Origin of the sequence: Candidatus Levibacter sp. Uisw_134_01, assembly GCF_047717795.1 — a bacterium.
GTDB lineage: Bacteria > Pseudomonadota > Alphaproteobacteria > Puniceispirillales > Marisalimonadaceae > Marisalimonas.
Window position 1 is genome coordinate 678776 of sequence record NZ_CP159808.1, and the last position, 26508, is coordinate 705283.

The 26508-nt window shown below is 29.5% G+C and carries 27 protein-coding genes and 1 tRNA gene; 18 read left to right on the forward strand and 10 right to left on the reverse strand.

Annotation, left to right across the window (positions count from 1 at the left end):
* Positions 1-251 precede the first annotated feature (251 nt).
* Complete coding sequence (locus ABXT66_RS03680) at positions 252-1994, forward strand: adenylate/guanylate cyclase domain-containing protein (protein WP_443644312.1); 1743 nt, start codon at positions 252-254, stop codon at positions 1992-1994.
* Here ABXT66_RS03680 and ABXT66_RS03685 read toward each other — a convergent pair.
* A complete protein-coding gene (locus tag ABXT66_RS03685; RefSeq protein WP_443644313.1) occupies positions 1991-3808 on the reverse strand; it encodes a bifunctional sugar phosphate isomerase/epimerase/4-hydroxyphenylpyruvate dioxygenase family protein in 1818 nt (605 codons plus the stop codon). The two genes, ABXT66_RS03680 and ABXT66_RS03685, sit on opposite strands and share 4 nt — an antisense overlap.
* Before the next feature lie 98 nt (positions 3809-3906).
* Between ABXT66_RS03685 and ABXT66_RS03690 the strand changes: the two genes are divergently transcribed.
* Together ABXT66_RS03690 and ABXT66_RS03695 are read left to right on the forward strand one after the other, a co-directional pair.
* The gene (locus ABXT66_RS03690) at positions 3907-4569 is read left to right on the forward strand and encodes a GntR family transcriptional regulator (RefSeq protein WP_443644314.1); all 663 of its coding nucleotides are present in this window, start codon (positions 3907-3909) and stop codon (positions 4567-4569) included.
* 61 nt (positions 4570-4630) lie between these two features.
* Positions 4631-4924: a YhbY family RNA-binding protein gene (locus ABXT66_RS03695; protein WP_443644315.1), complete on the forward strand. Its 294-nt coding sequence runs from the start codon at positions 4631-4633 to the stop codon at positions 4922-4924.
* Between the two features lie 50 nt (positions 4925-4974).
* On the opposite strand, the gene ABXT66_RS03700 is transcribed toward ABXT66_RS03695, so the two are convergent.
* The gene (locus ABXT66_RS03700; protein ID WP_443644316.1) at positions 4975-6102 is read right to left on the reverse strand and encodes an FAD-binding domain-containing protein; all 1128 of its coding nucleotides are present in this window, start codon (positions 6100-6102) and stop codon (positions 4975-4977) included.
* A gap of 4 nt (positions 6103-6106) precedes the next feature.
* Positions 6107-6592 carry a DUF3429 domain-containing protein gene (locus ABXT66_RS03705; RefSeq protein ID WP_443644317.1) on the reverse strand — a complete coding sequence of 162 codons (486 nt, stop codon included), beginning with the start codon at positions 6590-6592 and terminating at the stop codon, positions 6107-6109.
* A 95-nt stretch (positions 6593-6687) separates the two neighbouring features.
* Here ABXT66_RS03705 and ABXT66_RS03710 point away from each other — a divergent pair, with 95 nt between their 5' ends.
* Both ABXT66_RS03710 and ABXT66_RS03715 read left to right on the forward strand, forming a co-directional pair.
* Positions 6688-7332: a methyltransferase domain-containing protein gene (locus ABXT66_RS03710; RefSeq protein ID WP_443644318.1), complete on the forward strand. Its 645-nt coding sequence runs from the start codon at positions 6688-6690 to the stop codon at positions 7330-7332.
* Between the two features lie 67 nt (positions 7333-7399).
* A complete protein-coding gene (locus ABXT66_RS03715) occupies positions 7400-7984 on the forward strand; it encodes a hypothetical protein (protein ID WP_443644319.1) in 585 nt (194 codons plus the stop codon).
* Here ABXT66_RS03715 and ABXT66_RS03720 read toward each other — a convergent pair.
* The 4 genes from ABXT66_RS03720 to ABXT66_RS03735 all read right to left on the reverse strand — a co-directional run bounded on the left by ABXT66_RS03720 (position 7981) and on the right by ABXT66_RS03735 (position 14109).
* Positions 7981-10149, reverse strand: coding sequence for an LPS-assembly protein LptD (locus ABXT66_RS03720; RefSeq protein ID WP_443644320.1), 2169 nt, complete (start codon positions 10147-10149; stop codon positions 7981-7983). The two genes, ABXT66_RS03715 and ABXT66_RS03720, sit on opposite strands and share 4 nt — an antisense overlap.
* A 64-nt stretch (positions 10150-10213) precedes the next feature.
* Positions 10214-11671, reverse strand: coding sequence for an FAD-binding oxidoreductase (locus ABXT66_RS03725; protein ID WP_443644321.1), 1458 nt, complete (start codon positions 11669-11671; stop codon positions 10214-10216).
* Positions 11672-11690: 19 nt separating this feature from the next.
* Complete coding sequence (locus tag ABXT66_RS03730; RefSeq protein WP_443644322.1) at positions 11691-13475, reverse strand: L-threonylcarbamoyladenylate synthase; 1785 nt, start codon at positions 13473-13475, stop codon at positions 11691-11693.
* The gene (locus ABXT66_RS03735; protein ID WP_443644323.1) at positions 13468-14109 is read right to left on the reverse strand and encodes a DNA-3-methyladenine glycosylase family protein; all 642 of its coding nucleotides are present in this window, start codon (positions 14107-14109) and stop codon (positions 13468-13470) included. The genes ABXT66_RS03730 and ABXT66_RS03735 overlap by 8 nt, the downstream gene beginning before the upstream one ends.
* Before the next feature lie 41 nt (positions 14110-14150).
* Here ABXT66_RS03735 and ABXT66_RS03740 point away from each other — a divergent pair, with 41 nt between their 5' ends.
* Positions 14151-14822, forward strand: a complete 672-nt coding sequence (locus ABXT66_RS03740; protein ID WP_443644324.1) for a cytochrome b/b6 domain-containing protein — start codon at positions 14151-14153, stop codon at positions 14820-14822.
* A 2-nt stretch (positions 14823-14824) separates the two neighbouring features.
* On the opposite strand, the gene ABXT66_RS03745 is transcribed toward ABXT66_RS03740, so the two are convergent.
* Positions 14825-15271: a GlcG/HbpS family heme-binding protein gene (locus ABXT66_RS03745; RefSeq protein ID WP_443644325.1), complete on the reverse strand. Its 447-nt coding sequence runs from the start codon at positions 15269-15271 to the stop codon at positions 14825-14827.
* A 126-nt stretch (positions 15272-15397) separates the two neighbouring features.
* On the opposite strand from ABXT66_RS03745, the gene trhO reads away from it, so the two are divergent.
* The gene (gene trhO, locus ABXT66_RS03750; protein WP_443644326.1) at positions 15398-16399 is read left to right on the forward strand and encodes an oxygen-dependent tRNA uridine(34) hydroxylase TrhO; all 1002 of its coding nucleotides are present in this window, start codon (positions 15398-15400) and stop codon (positions 16397-16399) included.
* Here trhO and ABXT66_RS03755 read toward each other — a convergent pair.
* Positions 16396-16770 (reverse strand): ArsC/Spx/MgsR family protein, encoded by a 375-nt coding sequence (locus ABXT66_RS03755; protein ID WP_443644720.1) that lies wholly within the window; start codon positions 16768-16770, stop codon positions 16396-16398. The genes trhO and ABXT66_RS03755 overlap by 4 nt on opposite strands.
* Positions 16767-17759 (reverse strand): hypothetical protein, encoded by a 993-nt coding sequence (locus ABXT66_RS03760; RefSeq protein WP_443644327.1) that lies wholly within the window; start codon positions 17757-17759, stop codon positions 16767-16769. The genes ABXT66_RS03755 and ABXT66_RS03760 overlap by 4 nt, the downstream gene beginning before the upstream one ends.
* A gap of 135 nt (positions 17760-17894) precedes the next feature.
* Here ABXT66_RS03760 and ABXT66_RS03765 point away from each other — a divergent pair.
* The 11 genes from ABXT66_RS03765 (at position 17895) to ABXT66_RS03815 (ending at position 26508) form a co-directional block, all read left to right on the forward strand.
* A tRNA-Ala gene (locus ABXT66_RS03765) sits at positions 17895-17970 on the forward strand.
* Positions 17971-18016: 46 nt separating this feature from the next.
* The gene (rpmF, locus tag ABXT66_RS03770; protein WP_443644328.1) at positions 18017-18202 is read left to right on the forward strand and encodes a 50S ribosomal protein L32; all 186 of its coding nucleotides are present in this window, start codon (positions 18017-18019) and stop codon (positions 18200-18202) included.
* Between the two features lie 39 nt (positions 18203-18241).
* A complete protein-coding gene (gene hspQ, locus ABXT66_RS03775; RefSeq protein ID WP_443644329.1) occupies positions 18242-18643 on the forward strand; it encodes a heat shock protein HspQ in 402 nt (133 codons plus the stop codon).
* Positions 18644-18705: 62 nt separating this feature from the next.
* Entirely contained in the window at positions 18706-19167 is a 462-nt protein-coding gene (locus ABXT66_RS03780) for an SUF system Fe-S cluster assembly regulator (RefSeq protein ID WP_443644330.1), read from the forward strand.
* An 11-nt stretch (positions 19168-19178) separates the two neighbouring features.
* The gene (gene sufB / locus ABXT66_RS03785) at positions 19179-20630 is read left to right on the forward strand and encodes a Fe-S cluster assembly protein SufB (RefSeq protein WP_443644331.1); all 1452 of its coding nucleotides are present in this window, start codon (positions 19179-19181) and stop codon (positions 20628-20630) included.
* A 30-nt stretch (positions 20631-20660) separates the two neighbouring features.
* Positions 20661-21413 (forward strand): Fe-S cluster assembly ATPase SufC, encoded by a 753-nt coding sequence (gene sufC / locus ABXT66_RS03790; RefSeq protein WP_443644332.1) that lies wholly within the window; start codon positions 20661-20663, stop codon positions 21411-21413.
* Entirely contained in the window at positions 21403-22674 is a 1272-nt protein-coding gene (sufD, locus tag ABXT66_RS03795) for a Fe-S cluster assembly protein SufD (RefSeq protein WP_443644333.1), read from the forward strand. The genes sufC and sufD overlap by 11 nt, the downstream gene beginning before the upstream one ends.
* 1 nt (position 22675) lies before the next feature.
* Complete coding sequence (locus ABXT66_RS03800) at positions 22676-23896, forward strand: SufS family cysteine desulfurase (RefSeq protein WP_443644334.1); 1221 nt, start codon at positions 22676-22678, stop codon at positions 23894-23896.
* A gap of 1 nt (position 23897) precedes the next feature.
* Positions 23898-24314: an iron-sulfur cluster assembly protein gene (locus ABXT66_RS03805; protein WP_443644335.1), complete on the forward strand. Its 417-nt coding sequence runs from the start codon at positions 23898-23900 to the stop codon at positions 24312-24314.
* Positions 24315-24331: 17 nt separating this feature from the next.
* A complete protein-coding gene (locus ABXT66_RS03810; RefSeq protein ID WP_443644721.1) occupies positions 24332-24682 on the forward strand; it encodes a HesB/IscA family protein in 351 nt (116 codons plus the stop codon).
* Positions 24683-24711: 29 nt separating this feature from the next.
* Positions 24712-26508, forward strand: coding sequence for an ABCB family ABC transporter ATP-binding protein/permease (locus ABXT66_RS03815; protein WP_443644336.1), 1797 nt, complete (start codon positions 24712-24714; stop codon positions 26506-26508).

Here is a 26508-nt window from a genome sequence, read left to right on the forward strand (position 1 = left end):
TTTTGTCAATTGAATGCAAGTATTTTGAAAGTTTACTAACAAGTTAATTTTTATTTATTCAATATAGTTCTTCCAATATTTTCAAAAATGTTAGCTTTTAAATTTATTTTTAAACAAATTAAGCTTTCTTTAAATTTTTTTTCTTCATCTCAGTTTTAATCTTTAAAATTTTGAATATTAGCTTATCATAATTATGTATAGAGACTTATTAGTTTCATGAACAAGCAAATCAACTTAAGTAAGGTATAAGAATGTCTGAAGTTAAAAGGAAACTAGCCACTATTCTTGCAACTGATTGTGTTGGTTTTAGTAAACATATGGAATCTCAAGAAGAGAAAACACTAATAAACCTGAAAGCATGTAGAGATATTATAGACCCATTAATTACAAAATATGGTGGTCGTATTTTTCATACTGCCGGAGACTCAGTTATTGCAGAATTTGATAGTCCAGTTCAGTCAGTTAAAGCGGCAATTGAATTTCAAAAATTTATTAACAATAGAAATAAACAAGATGAAATAGATCCAAAATTATCATGGCGTGTTGGAATACATTTAGATGACATAATAATTGAAGGTGAAAATATTTATGGTAATGGTGTAAACATTGCTGCCCGCTTAGAAAGTCAATCTCCAGTAGGAGAAATACTAATCTCGGAAGTTGTTAATAAACAAATAGAAAAAAAAATTGAGGAAAAAATTCATCCGTTAGGTAGAATTATTCTAAAAAACATATCAAATGATTTTGAAGTGTTTTCAATTTTAGGTGATGGAAAAAATAAATTTTCTAGCAAAAGTAAAATTACCTTAAACAAAAAACCCAAGTTTGCAATTCTTCCATTTGCTAATACGAGTAAAGATGAAGATAGCGGTTTTTTGGTTGATGGCATATGTGAAGACCTAATAACTGAATTTTCTATGATGAGAGAGTTTGATATATTGTCACGTCAAACATCTGTTAATTTCAAAGCTGAAAATCAGGATATTAAAGAATTTTCAAAACAATTCGATTTGGATTTTTTAGTCACTGGTGGAATTAGAGCTTCAGGTAAAAGAGTAAGAATAAATATTGAGTTAAGTGATGCCAATGATGAAAGTATAATTTGGAGTAACAAATATGATAGAGTACTTGAAGATATTTTTGATTTGCAGGATGAAATTGTAAGAAAAATTTCTATTGCACTACTTGGTGAAATAGAAATAAGTTCATTGCAACGGTCAAAAAGAAAACCAACTGAGAATATTAGTTCGTATGAATATTTGCTTAGAGGAAAAGAAAATCATCATAAATTTACGAAAGAGGCTAACTTAAAAGCATTAGAAAATTTTGACAAAGCTATTCAAGCAGATGCAAATAATGCACAAGCATATGCTTGGAAAGTTTGTACATTAGGTCAATCTATGTTTAGAGGTTTTTCAGATCGTGAAGTAGATGATTTGATGACAGAAGCTAAACAAAATATTGATAAAGCTCTAGAACTTAATGAGAATGATTTTGAATGTCATAGAATGTTATCAGCTGTTTATCTTAGTAATCATGATTATATTTTAGCTGAGGATCATGGCAGAAAAGCTTTTAATATGGTTCCTAACGATCCAAGGGTTTTGTCTGGTTATGGCGAGGTTTTAGTCAGAGTTGGTAAAGTTGAAAAAGGTTTAGAGTTGCTTAATAAAGCATTTGACCTGGACCCTATACCACAAGGACAGTCGACTTCAGATAATAGAGTAAAAGATCTAATATTAGGGTACTTTTTTGCAGAAGATTTTAAAAAAGTTGTAGAACTAAGTTTTGATATAAGGATAATGGATGCAAGATCATTAGCATTGATTTTATATTCGAGATCACAATTAGAACAAGATTTAAAAAATAGTAATGAATTCAAATTACTTAAAAGTGAATTTAAAGATATAACTTGGGAATCAACAATTGATAGATTTCATATTCAAGACGTAAAAACAAAAAATGAACTTTTATATTTTATTTTAAAAATTTAAATTTTAGCTTGATTATTCTGTGCAGCTATTCTGAATAGAGCATTATTAGCGCCATAACCTTGATAGTCATTTACTCTTTGAACAAACTCAAAGAAAAATTGATCATTAAATACATGAGTATATATTTGTAAAAATGATCCATTTTCGTCTTCATCATATAATATGTTTAGATCTTTTAGTTCATTACAAAAATTAAAATCTAACCCAAAGCGAGCTTCAATATCATCATAATAATTATTAGATATTTCTAAAAATTTTTGACCACGGCTCATTAAATCTTTAACAAGCTTAATAATGTTTGAAGTACTTATAGCTATGTGTTGAATTCCAGGCCCTTTTTTACTTTCTAAAAACCTTCCTGCTACAGTTTTATTATTATCAGTGGCATTCATTGTCATTCGGAATGTTTTGTTTCCATTTTCAATGATTTGACTTTTAGTAATTCCAGATGGGTCAATAATGTCTACAATAGCTGATTTTTGGCAGTTAAATAGTGTTGTATATGAAAGGAGAGCTGAGGACATTTCGTCATAATGTACAGTTTGAGCTATATGATCTATTTTAAGATTAAATCTGTCTGTTTTAAGAATGCTATTTGAACCAAAATCTTCTTCCCAAATATTTTCTGTTTGTTTGTCCATAACATAAATTAATCCATCTATATTCTTAATCACATCCATTGATAAATTATTTTTTCCCTTATCTTTTTTAATTACTTCAATGTCCAATAGTTTGGTTTTGTTTAATAAGACGTTTAGATCTTCAACTTTTATACCATAAGCATATGGATATGGACCTTGTTTTCTTCCTTCTTTAACCAAAGGAGAGTTTTCATAGTTAATAATTATTTTAACCTCATCAAACATAAATAATTTTATTAATTTAGTTTTATGTTTTCCTATTTTTTTAAAACCCATTAATTCAAATATTATTTCTAACTCAGTTATATTTTTTTCTTCAACAGAAAATTCTATAAATTCAATATTATTAATTAAAACTTTATCTAGATTATTTTTTGTTGTTAATGACACTAAAGATTTTTTTCCGTCTTTTGCAATTTGTTCCCTAGGCCCTGATCTATAACTATCATTAAATATTTCTAGTGAGAGGTAGCCATCATATCCTGTTCTATCTAGTGCATTCATAAAATCAGAAATTGGTAAATCACCTTGGCCAGGCATATTTCTAAAATGCCTACTCCAATAGAGTAGATCCATGTTATGTGATGGCGCGTCAGCTAACTGAACTATAAATATTTTTTCAGCAGGTATTGAGGATATAGAATTTAGATCTATTTTTTTTGATAAAGTGTGAAACGAATCTAAAATAATTCCAACATTTTCATGATTAGCTCTTCTGACTATTTCCCAGGCATCGCGATGATCATTTATATATTTGCCCCAAGCTAGTGCTTCATAACCTACTTTTATAGATCTTTCTTTGGCGATTTCCCCCAATTCATAAAAATCATTAGCTGCTCTGTCAATTCCGCCTAAAGATATATTTGAAGTATTAGAGCAAATTAATATTAAATTTGTGTCTAATTCCTCCATTATTTCAAATTTTTTCTTAGCTCTATCAAATGCTCTTTTTCTGTGTTGATCAGGCATTCCTTCAAAGTCTCTGAAAGGCTGAAATAATGTTATTTCTAGTCCATGATCTTTAACTAATTTTTTGACTTCTTTAGGAGATAGGTTATTAGTTAAAAAATCATTTTCAAAAATTTCAACGCCATCAAATCCTGCTTTTGCAATTGCATGAATTTTTTCTTTTAATGTTCCATTTATTGATACAGTTGCTATAGATGTTTTCATTTGTAATTCCAATAATATATGATATTTTTAAATAATATATGATATTATTATTATGTTCAATAACTTGTCATATAAATTTTAAACTGGAATATTTCTTTATGATGAATTCATTCAAAACAGTAGGTTTAAATACCTATGAAGTTATTAAAAACGATATTATTTGTGGTATTTTACCTCCATTAAAAAAATTAAAACTTTTAGAGCTTAAAATAAAATACAACACAAGTGTTTCAACTCTTAGGGAAATATTAAGTAGATTATCTGGTGATGGATTTGTTGTTTCAAAAGAACAAAAAGGATTTTATGTTAGTGCAGTTTCTAAGTCTGATCTTTTTGAAATTGCTAATTTAAGAATATTAATTGAGAGCCATGCTTTGCAGCAGTCAATAAAAAATACTAATCCAGAATGGGAGGGATTATTAATATCAGCCCACCATAAATTAAAATTCTATGAAAATGAAATGTTACAAAAAAAAACAGATGATAGAAATAATTGGAAAAAACATGATAGTGAATTTCATCAAGTTTTAGTACAGAATTGTGGTTCGAAAAATTTAATAGAATTACATAAATTGATTTTTGATAAATACCTAAGATATCAATTATTAATTTTAACTTTCAGAGGTTCTAAATCTGTTCAAGAACATCAAGATATTTTAGATTTCACATTGGGTAAAAATTATGAAAAAGCTCAATTTGTTTTAAAAACACATATAACAAACGGTATTGATCACGCATTACAAAACTTTAAATTAGATTAAAATTGAATTTTGAAATTAATTGTTTTAAGTATCTTCAATAAATATTTATTAGGGCTTTATTATGAAGACAAACCTGTGTAGTGCTAAAAAAAAAGATTTACGTAAAAAAGCATACTCACTAAAACCATATGTCATGATTGGTCAACAAGGCCTTACAGATGCTGTTCTTGCTGAAATTGATCTAGCCCTAAACGCACACGAACTTATAAAGATACGTATTAGAGGCGCGGATAAAAATGAGCGTTCTCTGCAATGTTTAAAAATTGAACAAGAATTGAATGCAACAATTATACATCAAGTTGGATTTATTACTGTTATATATAGACCTAAAGCTGATATTTCTGAAGTTCAATGAAAATATTTTTTTTACTTGATTTACTCAAGTTTTTTTTAAGAAGTGATCTGCTAGAGATTAGATAATTTTAATAAATAAGGTATATTTTTTTTAAAATTGAAAAACCCTTTTTTTGCATAGGAAAAAGCATTTATGTCCCATTCTCTTGCATAAAATTGATAAGTTACTTTTTTATCAGAAAGTTGATTTAAAAAAGAACTATTTTTAAATATTTCGTTACCAACTGTCTCATGTGGTAAAATTAAGTTTTTAATTTTTTTTAATTCAATCCATCTTAATAAATTTTCAATCGTCTCAACTAATTCAATTTTATTATTATTATTAATAATATCTTCAAAAATATCATTTTCAAATTTATTTATTAAAGGGTTTCCATTCTTTAATTTATATAAACACGTATGATAATTAATATTAAAATCTATAAATTCTTGATTTAATGTTAAATCATTATTGTTTAAAACTATTCCTAAGTTATCAATTTCTGTAATTGAACTTTCTTTAGAAAAATTTAAGTCTATAGCCTTTTCATGAGGAGTATTTTTGGGTGATAAAGTTATATCTTCATGTAATTGTCCCTTTGGATAAAATCTATTATCAGTAAAATGTTTTATATTTTCAGCTCTTGCTATGTAAGGTTTCCCAATTGTTTGAATGCCTGCGACCCATCTCCAGCCTAGTGTATTAGATGCAGGACACCAATCAATTAAGTTATTTTTAAAAAAATTTGCGCCAGACTCCCAGCTATACTTTAAAGTAAAAATCCAAATACTAGCAAACCACATTCGTGAATGGTTATGAAGGTAACCTGTTTCAATTAATTCATCTTTCCAATGATCAAAGCATTTTATACCTGTTTTGGTTGGTATAATTTGATTGTAATGCTTTAATTCATATTCTTTATAAACATAAGGATGAGTTTCTAGCCATCCTTTCCAATATGTTCTCCAAAAAATCTCTTCAATGAATTTTTCAATATTTTCATATTTATGTTTATTTAAAATGATTTTTAATACTTCGTATTCACTAATAAATCTTCTTCTTAAATAAGGTGATAATCTAGAAACATTTTTATGAGGAATTCCATAGTCAAAATTCCTATCCGAAGAGTATGATAAAATTTGAGTATCACTAAATTGCTTTATGCTTTCTATTAACTTAGATTTACTCTTAGGGAACATGATTTTATATATTTGCAATAATTAAATATGAAAAAATTAACACTACGATAACTATAGATGAAAGTACTCTTCTCAAATAGATATACCATTTTGGAAAAAACAAAATATCTTTGTATATTTCATCAATTAATTGAGAGATCATGAATCCTATAGATAATATTAATATACTAAAATTTTGTTCTAAAGATAATATTATAATTCCAAATAATGCAGGTGTTATTGACCAAATAAGTGTGAATATTTTAAATCTACTTGAATAATTAGTAGTTTTTTCAGATTCAAGTATCATTCCCCAATAAACAGATCCTAAAAAGGTCAAAATAATTACGCCATAATTTTTAGTAAGATTAATCGTAAATAATAGATTTGGATAATTAAACCATGTATCAATTAATCCTACTATGAAAGGAGTTAATCCAAAAAATCCAAATAAAATTATTAATTTTTCATAATTTTTAAATTTATTATAATTTTCTAAAATATTTTTCATTAAGTTATGCTTTTGGGAAATAGTAATTTAATTATATCTTTAATTATAATTAATGTTGATAACAATATTTTAAAAGCTAGAGAGCCAAATAGTCAATGGATAACTGTATTGTATGTAAAAGTAAATGTTTAGATATTTTTTTAAAAGTCGATGATTTAACTTACTGGAAATGTAAATTTTGTGAAGCAAAGTTTTTGGATAAAAAAAATTATATTAGTTACAACGAAGAAAAAAAACATTACTTAAAACACAATAATAGCCTTAGTGATCAAGGTTACAGAGATTTTCTTCAGTATCTTATTAAACCACTCAAAGATAAAATATCAAATAATGACTTTGGTTTGGATTATGGATGTGGTTATGCTCCAGCGCTTACAGATATATTCAAAAAAGATGGCTTTAATATTGATGTTTATGATCCATTTTTTTTTCCTAATCAAAATATTTTTCTTAAAAAATTTAAATTTATTGCTTGTTCTGAAGTTGTTGAACATCTTTTCAAACCATACGAAGAATTTATTAAAATTGATAACTTGATGGACTTGAATGCCTGGTTTGGGGTCATGACTTCATTTATGACTGAAGATTTTTTATTTAAAAATTGGCATTACAGAAGAGATCCAACACATGTGGTTTTTTATAAAAAAAAGACATTTAAGGTCATAGCTAGTCAACGTCGTTGGAAAGTTTTATTTCCATCAAAAAATATAGCATTATTTAACAAAATTGATCTTAGTTAATATTTTTGTGCTAATTTATTTTAGTCCTACTAATAAAACGTGATAATAAAAGAAACTTTAATATATTATGGTAAAATCTAAAGTAGAAAATCAACCTTTGTTTGATGGTAACGACAAATTATTTAAATTCTATTTACAAGATTGTAAACTTTACTTTGAATACGGTGTTGGGTTATCAACAAGCTGGGTATTTGAAAACTCTAATACAAAAATTATAGCTGTTGACACTGATAAAGAATGGATTAGTCATGTTGATAATAGAGTTGATAATAGAGTTGATAATTTACGCGTCAAATTAGTTTGGGTTAATCTAGGAGATTTAACAAAGTGGGGTCGCCCTAATTCTTATAAATATAGAAATAATTTTATTGATTATGTAAGTGGTGTTTGGAACTTTAAAAGCCAAGCAGACGTAATATTAATTGATGGAAGGTTTAGAGTGGCTTGTTTTTTGTATAGCTTGATACACTCTAAAAAAGATTCAATAATTATATTTGACGATTACTTTAATCGACCATGGTATCATATTGTTGAAGATGTTATTCCATTATATGATAAGTGTGGACGCCAGGCTATTTTTAAAGTCCCAGATAATTATAATAAAAATTTAGCACAAGATTTATTAATTAAATTTTTATATGTGTTTGATTAATCTTTTAAAAATTCACTTATTTTTGGTTGATATGCAAAATCACCTAAATTTCTAAAATTAAATGTTAGATAAATAGAATCTTCTGCAAGTAAATCTCTGTCAGCAACCTCACCGCTACTCTTATATTCAAGTAATATTGTTAAACAATTTCCAAACATATAACCTGTATCTGTGTAGGCTAAAGCTAAACTTTCTTCTATTAAATCTTCTTTATTATTGCCTAGATCGTATGTCTGGTTATAGGATGTAGACCAGCTTGAAAAAGTTTTAGAAACCCCTAATTTTAATTCTTCTCTGTTAGTGTTGTTGGAAACAAACCCGCCATTGACAGATTTATGATTTGCAGAATATGACCATTCATTTATAGACCCATTAAGCTTAAAATCTGAAGTGTCAGATTCAAAATTATGGTGGTTGTAAAGTGAGAACCATGAAAAATTAAAAAAAGCACTTGGGTTCCAGTCAATAGAACTAATTATATGTGACTGTCTTCCTTGGTTAATACTGTTAATATTTTTTTGAGTACCGCTCATTTTTTGACTTTGACCTACAAAAAAATTTATATCCCCATAATTTTCGGTCATAACTAAAGTTGTTAAACCTGCATTCAATCGGTCATTGCTTTGAATATTATCTCTACCTTGATATTGGTTGGTTAAAAACAAATTAGCCTGGTCTAATCTGAATTCAGATGAGTCCCTGTTTGGAACTTCGTCAGTTCTGTCAGTTGAAAACACAGAACTAAATTGAAGTTTAGGTTCAAATATAATTCCAACATTCTCATTTGCAAAATCGTACTGTTTGCTTGCAGCTATTGAAAAACCTGATGAAAACCTATCTATATATCTGTTTTTATTTTCATCTGTTGAGGGTCTTCCTTGTATAGAATACAAATCTAAACCTACATTAAAATCTCCCTCAATTGTTATATCATTAAGATAAACCTTTTTATTAATCTCTCCGAGTCCAGACCAGCGCTTAATGTCATAACCTTCATCATTATAAATTGAATGAGCTTTTAATTTAATATCATAGTTATATTTTTGGTTATTGTTAAAAAAATGATGAGATATTGAAGGTGCTAGAGTGGGTTCATTGTTGCTTTTAGTACCGTTTAAATTTTGAATATTATATATTTCTATATTTGAAATCGACTTTTGATTTACCTTTTCTAAATTAATGAAACTTTTATATGTTGAATCACCGTCAAAACCATATCTTCTCATAAATGTTTCTTGATCAGCATATTTCCCTTCTAAAGTCATGTTCCAGCCGTTTCTTAAATTAGACGTAGCAGAAAGGTTAACTCCAAAAACATTATCTCCTACAGATTTATTAGTATCTAGATTTCCTTTAAAAATATTAGTTTCTAATGAAGTAGTCTCATATTTTTTTCTGATGTTTAATTGATCAGCATGACCCGTTTTCCCATTTTGGTGAGTAGTAAACGTCATATCCCAAGTTGGGTTGTTTTCAGGAGCATAGTAATAAGGTACTTTAATATGAAATCTATTTTGATTTGAGTATCCATACTTTGGTGTTAAAAAACCAGACCTACGTTTAATAGTCCAATCTGGAAAACTTAAGTAGGGAAGATAATAAACAGGCATAGAAAAAATTTTCATAACAGGGTGAGTAAGATAAACAGTTTGTGTTAAAGGGTCATGTTTAATTTGTTTAGATTCAATTCTCCAAATAGGGGTCTCACCATCTTTTACATTGCATTCACAAGCTGAATAAACTCCTTCATTAAAGAAACTCTCTCCGTTATCATTTCTACGAAGTTCTGGAGATGTTATATAAGATTTATCAGCTAACTTGGCATATAATGGTGATGCAACAATTGATTTAAACTCATTTGTAAGAACTACTTTATCTGACTCGTATATCGAACCATCTTTTTCTGTTAGTAAAACATTCCCAATAGCAACCGCTTTATCAGTTGTTTGGTTATATTCAACCTTGTCAGCAGTGATTTTACGTGCATCTGATGTGATGACTACATTTCCAGTTGCTGTCATTACATTTGTGCTGTCATTTACCTGAAGCTTATCGCTTGTGAAGTTAATATCTTCAGACTTAGAAAAAGGTTTTTTGTTATTTTGAGCAATAGCATTTTCGCTTATAAAGAAAATCAAAAAACAAAATAATCTTAAAAAAAACATTATTATCCTTATAATTATTTATTTATACATAACGTATTTGAATATTAAATGACACTATTAATTGTTAAAATAAAACTTTGCCTGGGTTCATTATACATTTTGGATCGAGTTCTTTTTTTATTGTCTTCATCAAAGAATAAGCCACACTGTCTTTATGCTTTTCTAAGCTTTTTTTCTTTAATTGTCCCACGCCATGTTCTGCAGAAAAAGAGCCATTATACTTATTAACAATTTCATAAAGTTTATCTGTAAGCTCAAGACTTTTACCATCAAATCCATCCGGCAAAGATCCATTACCAAAAACATTATAATGAAGATTTCCATCGCCTAGATGTCCAAAATATATTGTTTTTAAGTTAGGTAGAAAGTTAGTAATCATTTTTTGTGCATCTTTATGAAAACTTTCTATCGACGCAACAGGTAATGAAATATCGTGCTTTAAACATTTGATAAGTTTAGATTTCTGAAGTTCTTTTTTTTCAGATTCTGCACCTGCTTCTCTAATTGACCAGATTGACTTTTTTTGGCTCTCATTTTTACAAATGGTTGCGTCAGATATTAAAGCACTTTCTAGACAGGTTTCTAAAACATTTTCAATTGTGTCTATTATTGGTATTTGACCATTCTTATCTGGGATAATTTCATTTTCAGAGAAGCTTGAAATGTCTATTAAGATACCCATCTCGGGTGTTTTTTCTAGAGGCATTACAATATTATCAATATTATTTTTAGCGATATTCCAAAAACTCTTAGGCATGAGTTCGAAAGATTCTATTCTGTCTGGAAAATGAGAGGTGAATACATTTAAAAGTTTAATTGCGTTTGAAATCTTGTCAGCTTCGACAAACAAGGTTGTTATCATTTTAGGTAATTGAAAAAGTTTTAATGTGGCTGCTGTAATTATTCCAAGTGTTCCTTCAGCCCCAATAAAAAGATTTTTTAAGTCGTAACCAGTATTATCTTTTTTTAATTCAGACAATAGGTTCATAATTTTACCATCAGGTAGTACAATTTCTAATCCAAGACATAGTTCTCTAGTATTTCCATATTTTAATACGTTAACTCCTCCGGCATTAGTTGATAGGTTGCCGCCTATCATACAAGAACCTTCAGCTCCTAAACTAAGTGGAAAAAATAAATTTTGTTCTTCAACTATTTCGTGGATCTTTGATAAAATCATGCCTGAATCTACAGTAATAGTTTGGGCTTCTTTGTTAAACGCTCGTACGTTATTCATTTTTTCTAAAGAAATTATAATTGATTTTCCAGATTGATCTGGGGTAGCTGCTCCACAAAGGCTTGTATTTCCACCTTGAGGTACAACATCAATTTTATTTTTGTGAGCAAACTTGAGTATTGAGGAAACTTCTCTAGTATTAACAGGTCTTAATACAGCAACAGCTTGTCCAACATATTGTTCTCTCCAATCTTTAACGTACTTAGCTTGTTCTTCTTTATCAAAAATTGGGGGGGTTTTTAAGTTTAATGATTTAAGAGAATTATCTAAAAAATTATTTTGCATTTGTTTCCTAATAAATGATTTATTCTTTGTAAGATGCTCTTGTTAAGCGATCATTTAGTGCAATGCCAAGACCTTTTTTGGGAATAGGCATAACTTGTATTATTTTAACTCCACAAGAGTCCAAATATCTAAGACCTGAATATAATAAATAACAAGCTTGAACTAAATTACCTTCAGGACTTAAGTTAAACACATTTTGATTTTTCTGCAATGATTTTGGATAGTTACCAAAAGTTAACCAACCACTATTACTAATGTTTATTTTTTGATTTAAGTATACCTTAGCATTAGGTGAATAATGGCTATTTAATTGTCCAGGTGAGAGTATAATTTCATTATCTTTAGCGTTTAGAACTTTCCTTTTAGTTGCATCCAAAATCATATCAGATGTAATTGAGCCATGCCTAAGAATAATTGGGTTTTCTCCTCTACAATCCACTACAGTAGATTCAATGCCAATTTCACAAGATCCATAATCTAAAATTTTTTCTAACTTCCAACCTGGACCTTTGAAATGAGGGCCAAAGTCATCTTTAGAATGTTGAGCTGAAGTTGGGCTTACGCCGCCAGACTTGTTGGCGCTAGGAGCCAAGACTGGAACAGTAACTTTCTCTAATAAATCCAAAGCAACAGGGTGTGATGGAACTCTTATGGCAATAGAGCTTTTACCTTGAGATAATGTGTCTGACAACTTTGATATTTTTGTTTGTAACACAATAGTTAGAGGTCCAGGCCAAAACTTATTAGTTAATACATGTGAGTTTTCAGTAAATTGTGCGTATTTTTCGGCTTCATTTTTACTAAATGTGTGTGCAATTAGAGGGTTATTTAAAGGTCTGTCCTTGGCTAAATAAATGCTTTTTATAGCTTTTTTATCATTTCCAATAGATCCTATTCCGTAAACAGTTTCTGTAGGGAAAACTAATAAATTTTTATTTTTTAGTACTTTAACTCCTGTTTTTAAATCATCTTCATATTTGTTTATGTCAATTTTGTTAAGACATAACAAAAGTTTAGACGGAATTCTTTGTTTTGTCTTTCCAAAGGCTAAAAAGTTTTTGTTTTTGAAATTTACTTTCCCATATTGTATTTCTAAACCAAACTCTGAAACAATATTACCACCAGCTGCTTTAAGGATACTGTGACCCGCTGCTATATCCCATTCCATTGTAGGTGACGTTCGAGGATAGAAGTCTACCTTACCCTCTGACATATAACAGAATTTTATACTGGACCCGATATGATTGTCTGATATTGGTTTTGCAACAGAAATCCAGTTATCTAATTCAGTAGATCTATGATTAAAGCTACTTAAAATTCTTAATTTATCATAATTGATTGAAGAACATTGAATTTGTTTGGCATTAGAAATAGCTTGTTTATGTTCAAGTTTCCAAGCTTTTCCTTTAAAAGAATACCAAATTATTCCTGAATGAGGTTGAGATATTAAGCCAAAAATTGGTAATCGATTTTCAATCAAAGCAAAATTGATAGTAAAATTTGGTGAAGAGTTGATATATTCTTTAGTTCCATCAATAGGGTCTATAAGCCAAAATAGCTTATTATTTTTAAAAACCTTTTGAGATTTATTTGATTCTTCTGAAATAATTTTTATGCCTGGAAAAATTTTTTGTAAACCATTGACAGCCATTTTACTTACTTCTAAATCAGCTTTAGTTACTGGCGAATTATCTGTTTTAAAATTCACAGAGTTTTTGTTAAATGTTTTAAAATGAAACATCGCGCACTTATTACACTCTTGTGTCAAGGCAATAACTTGCTTTAATTTATTTTCATTAAACATAATAAAATGTTCTTTTCTCGACTTTTACTTTATTATATAAATGCCATAAAAATAGAGCTGCTGCACCTCTATAGGGTTTCCAGGCTTTACCAATTTTTTCCATTTCATCTTGGTTTGGTCTATTATCTAACTGTTTAATTATCTTTACAGCTTCTTGAAGTGCTAAATCAGCGGATGGCCATGCGTCAATATCTTGTAATGCAAAAATTTTATAATTATTAATTGTCCATTGACCTATTCCTTTTATTTTTATTAACAAATTTGTTAGGTCTTCACCAGGCATATACTTGAATGATCCAATATCTATATCTTTATTATTAACAAGTGAAGCTAAGTTACTTAAATAATGTGATTTCTGTGATGACAAACCATAAAGTTTTAAGTTTTCTATACTTGTTTTAGCTAAATTTTGTTCATTTAACATATTATCTTTAATTAATTTATCATATATTTTTTTTGCAACAATTGTTGAAATTTGTTGGCCAATAATTATCTTTGCAAGACTTTGAAATCCTTCTTTAATTGCCCTGTTTTCAGGGGAACCAATTTGATCAAATAAATTTTCAAACCGTTTATCAATTTCCATAATTTTTTTAAATGCTAAAAGCATTTCATCATTCCATTTCAAACTCATTTTTTTTCTGCTACCCTAATTTTAGGATATTATTGCATTTAATGGCATTCGAAAAAATGAAAAAAAAAATAAATAATGAGAAATTAATGATATGGGATTTTTCATTAAGAATATTTCATTTTGGATTAATTCTTCTTGTTACGGGATCAATTTTTACAGCTAAAGCTGATCTTTTATCTATTCATGAATATTTTGGTTTATGTCTATTAGGGCTTATTTTCTTTAGAGTTATTTGGGGATTTGTTGGCACGTATTACTCTAGATTTGAAAGTTTTAACTTTTCTCTTGAAAAGGCTTTAACTCAATTTTCAAAGGATTACAAAAGTTCTTCAGTTAGGACACCCCTAGGTAGTTATTCAACATTAGTTTTTTTAATTGTTATATTAGTTTTGACAATCTCTGGTTTATTTTCAAGCGATGATATTTTGTATGATGGACCTCTAACGTTTTTAATGCCTAAATATATCAATTTTTGGACCTTAATACATAATATCTTTCATTACTTTCTTTATTTTTTGATAATTTTTCACCTAATAGCAATCTGCTATTATCAATTTATTAAAAAAAATTTGATTATACAAAGAATTATTTATGGTTATTCAAAAACTATAGATGTCGATTTAATTCTGATAAAAGATAAACCAGTGAAAGGAATACTATTTTTATTTATATGCGTATTCCTTCCTTTTTTAGTTTTTAAGCTAATTATGTAATTTTATCCTACATCTGCTTTATAACCAGCGGCCCCAATACCTGCAACAGCTGCAATCTCATCATTATCTGATGTGTCTCCAGATATACCAAGTGAACCTACTACATTATTGTTTTTATCTCTTATTAACACTCCACCAGGAACAGCTACAAGTGCTCCATCTGTTAAGGCGTTTACTGCATTTATAAAATATGCTTGCTGTTCAGCTCTGTTAAATAGGGCCCTGGAACCCATGCCCATCTGAAATGCACCATTCGCTTTTCCATGAGCTATTTGAAAACGTAAGCTACTTATTCCATCTTCCCCAGAGCAAGCCTTTATTGCACCACGATGATCCAAAAGTACTACCATGATAGGATTTATTTTTATTTCTCTTGCTTTATCAATAGCACTCTTAATGATTAAGTTTGCTTTTTCTAAAGTTATTTGTTCAATAACTAGATCAGACATATACATAACTCCAATTTAACTTTATTAATATTTACTAGATTTCTCTATTAACTTATAACTAAAAATTATGATAATAAATATTTTTGTTATCGTATTTTTAATTATTTTTATTAATGGTTGTTAAAAATGAAGCCCTTATCAGATTATATTGATTTTTTGAACTCAAATGAAAAACAATTTAATGATGACGACAATTTGGTTGTTGTTGCTTTTTATAAATTTTTCGAACTTGAAAATTTAAATGTGTTTCAAGTTTTATTGAAATCTATTTTTGATAAAACAAACATTAAAGGGACTATTTTGATAGCTAGTGAAGGTGTTAATGGAACAATATCAGGAAAAAAAAATGAAATAAGCAAAGTTCTTAAACAACTTTGGAAATTAGATGATTTATCCGATTTAAAACCTAAATACTCTTTTGCATCAAAAAACCCTTTCTTTCGTATGAAAATAAAAATAAAAAAAGAAATTGTAACATTAGGAGTTAATAATGTTTCTCCAACTAAATTAGTGGGTAATTATGTTAAACCAGAAGATTGGAATGAACTTATCTCAGACAATTCTGTTTTATTAATAGATACAAGAAATGATTATGAAGTTTCTATTGGTAGTTTCAAAAGGGCTCTTAATCCAGGTATTACAAATTTCAGAGAATTTCCTGAGTGGGTATCAAAAAATCTATTAACAAAAGGTCCTTCAATAAAAAATAAAAAAGTTGCAATGTTTTGTACAGGTGGAATTAGATGTGAGAAATCAACTTCTTATTTAAAATCTTTAGGTTTTGAAGATGTCTATCATTTAGAGGGCGGAATTCTGAAGTATTTAGAAAAAACACCAGAAAGTGAAAGTCAGTGGGATGGTAGTTGTTTTGTTTTTGACTATAGGGTTTCTGTTGAGCATAACTTAAAATTAGGTAAGTATGATATGTGTTTTGCTTGTAGAATGCCAATTAGTGAAGACGATAAAGAAAGTGAATACTTCATTCAAGGCGAAAGTTGCCATCATTGTTTCAATATTTCAAATGATAAGCAAAAAAAACGCTTTAAGGAAAGGCAGAAACAAATTGAACTTTCTAAAGTGAGGAAAATATCACATATTGGTCCAAATTTGAATGAGAAGAAAGGTTAGTCTAATATAGATAAAATTTCTTCTGGAGGTCGAGCAATTATTGTTTCTACCAACTCATTGTTTTCATATTTTGCAATTAGAGGTCTTTGCAGTAAAATTGGATTTGATATAATTATATCGACTATTTTATCCATAGATAAATTAATATTTCCTAGATCTAGGTTTTTGTAGATTATTTCATTTCTTCTCAAGATATCATTTGATGAAGTATCAATTTTATTAATTATTTCGGTAAGATTTTTTTTGTTTAATTGAACTTCTAAATATTTAATTACTTTATAATTCTCTGCTTTTGATATTAATAATTGCAGGGCTTCTCTAGATTTTGAGCATCTTGAGTTGTGATAAATATGATATAGAACTTGTTTTATAACAAACCTCCATTTCCCATTTCATTAATATCTTCATTACAAATATCTAAACCACAAAAAAGTCTCCATAAAATCCAGTCTACGCCATTTTCCTTTTGTGATCGAGCGCATCCTGGCATTCCAATAAATGGAATTGTTTTATTTGAATTATGAATTTGTCCAAGAAGCATTAGGTTTCCTGGTTCTACTGGCATACCAAGGCGAACGAGAGTTCCGTTATTAACTCTTAGAGCTTGCGGTATAATATCATTAATATCACAAATAGCAGACACGCCAAAAACTAAGATAATATTTGCACCTTCTTCAATACTGTTTTGAATTATTTTTGATAGAGATTTAACATTATGGTCACATATCTTATTAACAATTTTTTTTAAATTTAGACTAAGCAATCTTTTTTCAGTTACTAAAACAGTTTTCTTTAAAATTTTATCAGGTGTATTTTCATTTTTTGTTTGAATTAAATGAACATTCAAATTCTGAAATGGCAATATTTGAAGGCATTCAATTGATGCTTTTTCAATTTTTTGTAGAATATTTTTATTAATACCAAATGGAATTGCTTTGATTGATGCAACTATTTGGTCTTTCTTTATTAGGGAGTATGGCTTTAGAGAAGCCACTCCTATTTCATCAGTTATTGAATTTATTGAAAGAAGTTGTTGAGGGTCAAATTTTAGAAGCCCGTTTATTTTTGATAAAATATTACATCTTCCTTGAGTAGCCGTTGACAACTTCAAATTAGAGTTTTTCTTATTAATTAATTGTTTGGATATTTTATGTACTGCCAAATTTTCATCAACATCATTCTTTTCAAGTTTAGCGCAAGTTATATATTGAATTTTGTTTTCTAAAAGTAGATTTATAATTTTTTTATTTATTAGAGTTCCTTTTTTTATTTTTATCTTTAAACCATTTTCATCTAACATTAGTGAAGTAGATAAAATGCCATTTTCAGAATCTTTTGTTTTAACTTCACCAAAAAACATAATAAACTTTCATAACTGACTGATAAGTGAAAGAATATATCTCAATTTTTAAAAAAAGTTAATGTTTTTGAATTTGAAATGTAATAACTCTTGACGATTTGTTTATCAAAAGATATTAAACAGGTGTATTTATATGGGGCTGTAGCTCAATTGGGAGAGCGCCTGCTTTGCAAGCAGGAGGTCGTCGGTTCGATCCCGTCCAGCTCCACCATATAATTATTAGGTTTAGTGAATTAAATTTTGAATGAGAGTGTGTCATGGCAGTTCCAAAGAGTAAGATAACAAGATCAAGAAGAGGAATGAGGCGTTCTCATGATGCTTTAACCTCTGATACTTACGTTGAGAGTAAAGATACCGGAGAACTTCATAGACCTCATCATATTGATTTAAAGACAGGTATGTACAAGGGCAGGCAAGTTCTTAAAATAAAATCTAAAGTTTAAATAACACTTAGTTATAATTGAAATATCAAGGATTTATTCATGTCAACGGATAATGAAGACATTAAGCCAAAACGTAAAATTAATTTAAAACCAAGTATTCCAAATAAGATCAAAGTACATAAAGATCCCTTATTCAATATTGGCGATATAGTAAAACACCGTATTTATCCTTTTAGAGGCGTAATTGTTGATGTTGATGCGGAGTTTTCAAATACTGAGGAGTGGTATCAATCAATACCCGCTGAAATTAGACCTTCAAGAAAACAGCCTTATTATCATTTAATGGCAGAAAATACAGAAACTTTTTACACTGCTTATGTCTCACAGCAAAATTTAGTTGGTGACAGAGAAAATGGACCTTTAGAACATCCAGATCTAGAAGAAATTTTTAATGGTATAGATGAAGGTAAATATCTTCTTAAAAAAGAAGTAAGAAATTAAAATTTTTTTTTTGACCTTTAATTAGTACTTAATATGTACTATATAAAACTTATGAGTTTACTATGTTCAAATTAAATAAAATGACTGACTATGCAGTAGTCTGTTTAGGTATGTTATCGAGAAACCCAGGATCTTCTATGTCAGCTAGAGAATTATCAGAGGCGACTGGTTTAACATTGTATACTGTTCAAAAACTTTTAAAACTACTTGTAGTTAAAAGTAATCTAATTACGGCACAAAGAGGTGCATGTGGAGGTTATATATTAAACAAACAATCTTCTAAGATATCTGTAATTGAAATAATTGAGGCACTTGATGGACCAATTAGTTTAACGGCCTGTGTGGAAAGTTCAGAAGATATGTGTGAAGCTAGTAATATTTGTTTTTTAGGTGGAAAGTGGAATAAGGTTAATGCAATTATTAGAAAATCACTTAATGACATATCACTAGATGATCTCCTTAATTATGATGATACTTTTCCCATTAATAATAAAAAAGTTACTAAATTACGTGCAATTAATTAAAAGGAAATTAGATGGTTGCTACACAAGAAACAATTAACAAAGTAAATGAGGTTGGCAGTGCTTATAAGTATGGTTTTGTTACTGATTTAGAATCTGAAAAAGCTCCTCTAGGCCTTAATGAAGATATTGTCAAATTTATATCTAGTAAGAAAAATGAACCCAAATGGTTATTAGATTGGAGGCTTAAGGCATATAAGAAGTGGCTTACAATGAAAGAACCTGATTGGGCAATGGTTGATTTCCCAAAAATTAACTTTCAAGATATCTATTATTATTCTGCTCCAAAAGCTAAACCAAAATTAAACAGTCTTGACGAAGTTGACCCTGAATTACTTAAAACATATGAAAAATTAGGTATTCCAATCAAAGAACAAGAAATGTTAGCTGGAGTAGCCGTTGATTACGTTTTTGATTCTGTTTCTGTAGCAACTACATTTCGAGATAAACTTGCAAAAGAGGGAATTATTTTCTGCCCAATATCAGAAGCAGTTCAAAATCATCCTGATTTAGTTAAAAAATACATTGGTTCTGTTATCCCAATGAACGATAATTATTACGCTGCTTTAAATTCTGCTGTTTTTACAGATGGTTCATTTGTGTATGTACCTAAAGGCGTAAAGTGTCCAATGGAGCTTTCTACATATTTTAGAATAAATGAACAAAATTCCGGTCAATTTGAGAGAACCTTAATAATAGTTGAAGATAACTCTTATGTGTCATATTTAGAGGGATGTACTGCTCCACAAAGAGATGAAAATCAATTGCATGCTGCAGTTGTAGAGCTTGTGGCTATGGATGATGCTGAAATAAAGTACTCTACGGTTCAAAATTGGTATCCAGGCGATAAAGATGGTAAAGGAGGAATTTATAACTTTGTTACTAAGAGGGGCAATTGTCTTGGCAATCGTTCAAAAATTTCTTGGACACAAGTTGAAACTGGTTCAGCTATTACATGGAAATACCCATCGTGTGTCTTAAGAGGAGATAATTCCGTTGGAGAATTTTATTCAGTAGCCGTAGCAAATAATTCCCAACAAGCTGATACGGGCACAAAGATGATACATATTGGTAAAAATACTAAATCTACCATTATTTCTAAAGGTATATCTGCTGGTAAAGCACAAAATACTTACAGAGGACAAGTTCAAATTCAAAAAAATGCTAAAGGCTCTAGAAACTTTACTCAATGTGACTCATTGTTGATTGGTGATAAATGTGGTGCTCATACAGTTCCCTACATAAATCAGCATACTCCATCTGCTAGAGTAGAGCATGAAGCCACAACTTCAAAAATTTCTGAAGATCAATTATTTTATTGTCTTCAAAGAGGTTTAGATACAGAGCAAGCTACTTCGCTAATAGTAAATGGTTTTTGTAAAGAGGTAATGAAAGAGTTGCCCATGGAATTCGCAGTAGAGGCTCAAAAACTTATTGGTATTAGTTTAGAAGGCTCTGTTGGTTAAAATAAAAAACATAAACAAAATGGAAAAATAATGTCTTTACTTGAAATAAAAAATGCTTGCTTAAAATTAGATAATAAAAATATTCTTAATGGTGTTTCTCTATCTATAAACTCTGGAGAAGTTCATGCAATTATGGGGCCTAATGGATCAGGGAAAAGTACCTTATCTTATATGTTATCAGGAAGAGATGGATATGAATTAGAATCGGGTGAGATATTATTAGATGGACAATCATTGTCAGACATGTCTGCTGATGAAAGAGCAAGATCTGGTTTGTTTTTAGCATTTCAATATCCTGTTGAACTTCCAGGAGTTGGTGCAATGAGTTTTTTAAGAGAAGCTGTCAATTCTAGAAGAAAGTTTATAGGGCAAGAGGAGTTTGACCACTTAGCTTTTGTAAAGGAAGCAAGAAAAGAAGCATCAAAAATGTTTGTTAAAGATGAAATGCTAAAAAGAGCAGTAAATGTTGGCTTTTCTGGTGGCGAAAAAAAGAAATTTGAAATTTTACAAATGGCTATGCTTAAACCTAAAGTTTCTATTTTAGACGAAACTGATTCTGGATTAGATGTTGATGCTCTAAAAATCGTTTCTGATGGAGTAAACGCCCAAAGGAGTGATGATAATGCTATAGTAGTTATTACGCATTATCAAAGATTATTAGATTATATAGTGCCAGATTTTGTTCATATTTTATCTGAAGGAGTAATCATTAAATCAGGTGGACCAGAATTAGCTCTTGAAGTTGAAAAAAATGGTTATGCAGGGATGATAAATGCTGCATAATATAAAAGATAATTATATCACCTCTGTAAATAATTATATTCAGAATTTTGATGATAATAGCTTTAGAAAGTTAGCTGGAAAAGACTTTAAAAGTTGGCCTGATCCATTAGAAGAAACCTGGAGGTTGAGTAGATTAGGTTCGCTATCTAGAAAAAAAATAGAACCAATTTCACTAGATGCTCAAGAACCTATTATGTCTAAGCTTAATGTTGTTGGGTCAAATACTATAAAGTTTATAAATGGTGCATTTAGAAAGGATATGTCTTCAAATTTACCAAAAGGTGTTTCTTTAAGTGAACTAAATGAATCTGAGAGCTTAACTTTCTTATCGAAAATTAAAAATAGTAACTTAAAAAACCATCCTTCAGCTAACGCTTCTTTATCATGCACTCCTTCAATTGTTAAATTAAGTGTAGATAAAAATGCTAAAATTGAAGAATTACTTGAGATTCATTTTGAAGGTGGTGTTGAAAGTTCATCTGTTCATCCAGTTTTGTTTGTAGAATTAAATGAAAATAGTAGTTTATCTATAATTGAACGTTTTAATCATATAGGTTCTTTAATAATGCCTTTACAATTAATAGAGATAAAGGATTATGCGTCTTTGAATTCTATTAAAGTTTTTGATGATAGTCACGAATCTTACAATTTAGCAGCACATTGTATTATTATGTCTCATAAATCTCTTTTAAACTCTTTTTCACTTATTAAAGGTAGTCAGTTCACACGTTCGGAAACTCATGCTTATTTAAATGGCACAAATGCAAAATTAAATCTTAATGGTGTTTATATATCAGGCAACAAACAACATCATGATCTAACAACTGCAATATATCACAATGTTGAAGAATGCATTTCTAAACAGATAGTCAGAGGTGTCTTAGGTGGAGAATCAACTGGGGTTTTCCAAGGTAAAGTAAAAGTTGCTCCAAATGCCCAAAAAACAGATGGTCAACAAATGAGTAAGGCTATTTTAATTTCTGACAAGGCTAGCGCAAATGCAAAACCGGAACTTGAAATTTATGCTGATGATGTTGTTTGTGCTCATGGTACTACTGTTGGAGAGTTAGATGATGATCAACTTTTTTATTTAAATAGCAGAGGTATTACCAAGGATAAAGCTAGGTTAATCCTTATTAAAGCTTTTCTATTAGATATTATAAGTGAATCTGTTGAAGAAACATTACATGATTTTATTTTTAATGAAGCTCAATCTGCTTTGTCATCAATCTTAAAAGATAAAATAGAAGAATTTGTATAAAATGCAATATGATTTAGAAAAAATAAAAGCACAATTTCCAGTTTTAAATAGAAAAATTTGGGATAAGCCTCTTATTTATTTAGATTCTGCAGCATCTATGCAAAAACCTCAAAAGGTATTAGACGCTATAAATAATAACTATTCTTTTAGTTATTCAAATGTACATAGAGGTCTTCATAAATTATCAGAAGAGGCAACTTCAAATTATGAAGGAGCAAGATTAAAAATATCAAAGTTTATTAATTGTAGTGAAAAAGAAATAGTTTTTACGTCTGGTGCAACAGCTGCAATTAATTTGGTAGCCTATAGTTGGGGATTAAAAAATATTTCTGCTGGAGATGAAATAATTATTACAATTGCTGAACACCACGCCAATATTGTACCATGGCAACTTATCGCTCAGCAAAAAGGGGCTAAAATCATTGCTGCTCAAGTTAATCCCGAAGAAGATTTTGATGCAGAAATTATCAAAAAATTAGTAACAGATAAGACAAAAATTATTGCCTTTCCTCATGTTTCAAATGTCCTAGGAACTGTTTTTCCTGTTAAAGAATTATGTAAAATAGCTAAAGAATGTGGAGCCATTAGTGTGGTTGATGGATGCCAGGGTATCATTCATGGAACAGTTGATGTTAAAAAATTAGGTTGTGATTTTTATTGTTTCTCAGGTCATAAATTATATGGACCAACTGGCATTGGAGTTTTGTATGGAAAGTATGAAATATTAGAAGAAATGCCACCTTTTCTAGGTGGTGGAGATATGATTGATATTGTTAAAATAAATCAATCAACCTATGCAGATCCTCCACTTAGATTCGAAGCGGGAACACCACCTATAGTTGAAGCAATTGCACTTGGTGAAGCTATAGATTGGGTGGTTGAGACTGATATTGATAGAATAGGAAAGCACGAAAAAAATGTAATTTCATATGGAATGTCCATTTTAACTTCTATTCAGGGTGTAAATATATTTGGAACAGCGCCAAATAAAACAGGCGTGATATCTTTTACTATGGACTGTGCTCATTCACATGACATAGCAACTATTATTGATAGAGAAGGAGTAGCTGTTAGAGCAGGTCATCATTGTGCCCAGCCTCTAATGGATGCTTTCAACTTAGTTTCTACCACAAGGGCTTCAGTAGGTGCCTATTCATCAAATCAAGATTTTGATAAATTGGGGGAAGCACTTACTAAAGTTAAAAAGATATTTGGTGTCTAATATGAATGAAACTGAAAAACTTCCACTTTCTGCCTTTATGCCGCATCATCCTTCTAGCAATCCACATGCCCCTTTTACAGCAACGGCAGGTAAAAAAAACAAAGATTTTAAAAAGAAAATTGAATTATTTCAGGTTATTAATGCACTAGAAACAATTTTTGACCCTGAAATACCTGTAAATATATATGATCTAGGATTAATTTATGATATTAAATTACTAGCAGCTAATGATATCAATATAAAAATGTCACTTACGGCGCCTGGATGTCCAGTTGCTGGTGAAATGCCTGGGCAAGTAGCTGATACAATTGCAAAAATTCCTGATGTTGGCTTGATTAATGTCGAACTTGTTTGGGAACCTGCTTGGACTAAAGACAGGATGAGTGAAGATGCCAAAATGGCACTTGAAATCTATTGATATAATAGGAGTATTTAATAATGAATGAAATTAAGCCATTATTAACCTTAACAGATGCAGCAGCGAATAGAGTTAAAAATCTTATGAATGATGCTAATTCAGAAGTGATAGGCCTTAGAATCGGTATTAAGACTGCGGGATGTTCTGGAATGAAATACAATGTTGAATATGCAACAGAAATAAAACCTTTTGAAGAAAAAATTGTATCTAAAGATATTGTAATTTGCATTGATCCTGCTGCAATTATGTTCTTAATTGGATCTGAAATGGATTATAAAGAAGAGAAATTTAGTTCAGGTTTCGATTTTTCTAATCCAAACGAAATTGCTAGATGTGGTTGTGGTGAAAGTTTTACTGTAGCTGAATAACTCAAATAAATAATTATGGATTTCATTAAATGAAAAATGCCGAAGCGTTTTCTTCGAACGATAAAATATTAACTCCATTAAAAACTCTTCAAGAGCTTATTAGATTTGTTATTCCTAGAGGTAATAAGGAAATGCCTATAAGAATTATTCTAGCCTTGATTTTCTTATCTTTAGCAACTTTAGTAAGTGTTTATACTCCTTTTTTATATGGAAAAGCCGTAGATTTAGTTGCTGAAGGAAAATTAGTAGACTTAAACTTATTATGGTTAGTTATTGGATCTTATGCATTAGCTAGGTTAGGCCAGGTTTTTTTTGATGAAGCTAAAGAATTTGTTTTCGCAAGGGTCGCGCAAAGAGCTGTCAGAGGAGCTGCTTTAAAAGCGTTTAAACATATGCATAGTTTGTCTTTAACTTTTCATTTAAATAGACAAACTGGAGGATTAACTAGAGCAATTGATAGAGGAGCAAAAGGAATAGAGTTCCTATTAAGGTTTACAGCGTTTGAAATAGTTCCTGTCATAGTTGAATTATTTACTGTTGGAATTGTTTTATGGGTTACATTTGGTTTTGTTTATGCAGCAGTTACTGTCTCAACAGTTCTAGTTTACATTGTTTATACAATTAAAGTTACAGAATGGAGAATTGCAATTAGACGCAAAATGAATATTGCTGATGAAAATGCATCTACAAAAGCAATAGATAGTCTCCTTAATTATGAAACAGTCAAATATTTTAATGCAGAAATAGTGGAAGCTGAAAGATTTGATGCTGCTATGAAATTATATGAAGATTCAGCTGTTAAAGCTAGAGCATCATTATCAATAGTAAATATCGGTCAAGGAGGTATTATAGCACTAGGACTTTTCATAATTATGGGTATGGCAGGTGAAGATATAGCAAGTGAAAAGATGTCGATTGGAGACTTTGTTGTTGTAAATACTTTTCTGTTACAATTGTACTTACCTCTAAACTTCTTAGGTTTTGTATATAGAGAAATTAGACAGTCTTTGTTAGATATGGGAAGAATGTTTGCCTTAGTTGATGAAAAACCAGATATAATAGATAAACAAAAAGCCTACGATTTAAATGTTCATAGTGGAAAAATTGAATTTAAAAATATCAGTTTTTCGTATGGTAATAGGAAAATATTAAAAGACTTAAGTTTTGTTGTAAACCCAGGTCATAAAATTGCAATAGTAGGACCTACAGGAGCAGGAAAATCTACGATATCAAAGCTGATATTTAGATTTTATGATCCATCTTCAGGAAATATATATATAGATGATCAGTGTTTAAGAGATGTAACTCAAAGTTCTTTAAGATCAAATATAGGCGTTGTTCCTCAAGATACTGTGATGTTCAATGACACACTCAAATATAATATATCTTACTCTAAACCAGGTTCTACAATGATTGAAATTGAAAATGTAGCTAAGTTATCATCTATTGATAAATTTATAGCTGATTTAGAATTAGGATATGAAACTGTTGTTGGTGAAAGAGGACTGAAATTATCTGGAGGTGAAAAACAAAGAGTGGCAATAGCAAGAGCTCTTCTTAAAAACCCTAAAATATTTATCTTTGATGAAGCCACTTCAGCTTTAGATACTAAAACAGAAAAATTAATCGAAAAATCACTAAAAAAATTGTCAAATAAAAATACTACCTTAGTAATTGCTCATAGGCTTTCAACGGTGATTGATGCTAACAAAATTATAGTTTTAGAAAATGGAAAGATTGCAGAACAAGGAACACATAAAGAGCTTTTACAAAAGAATGGTCTATACGCAGAAATGTGGATGAGACAGCAAGAGAAATCAGATTAG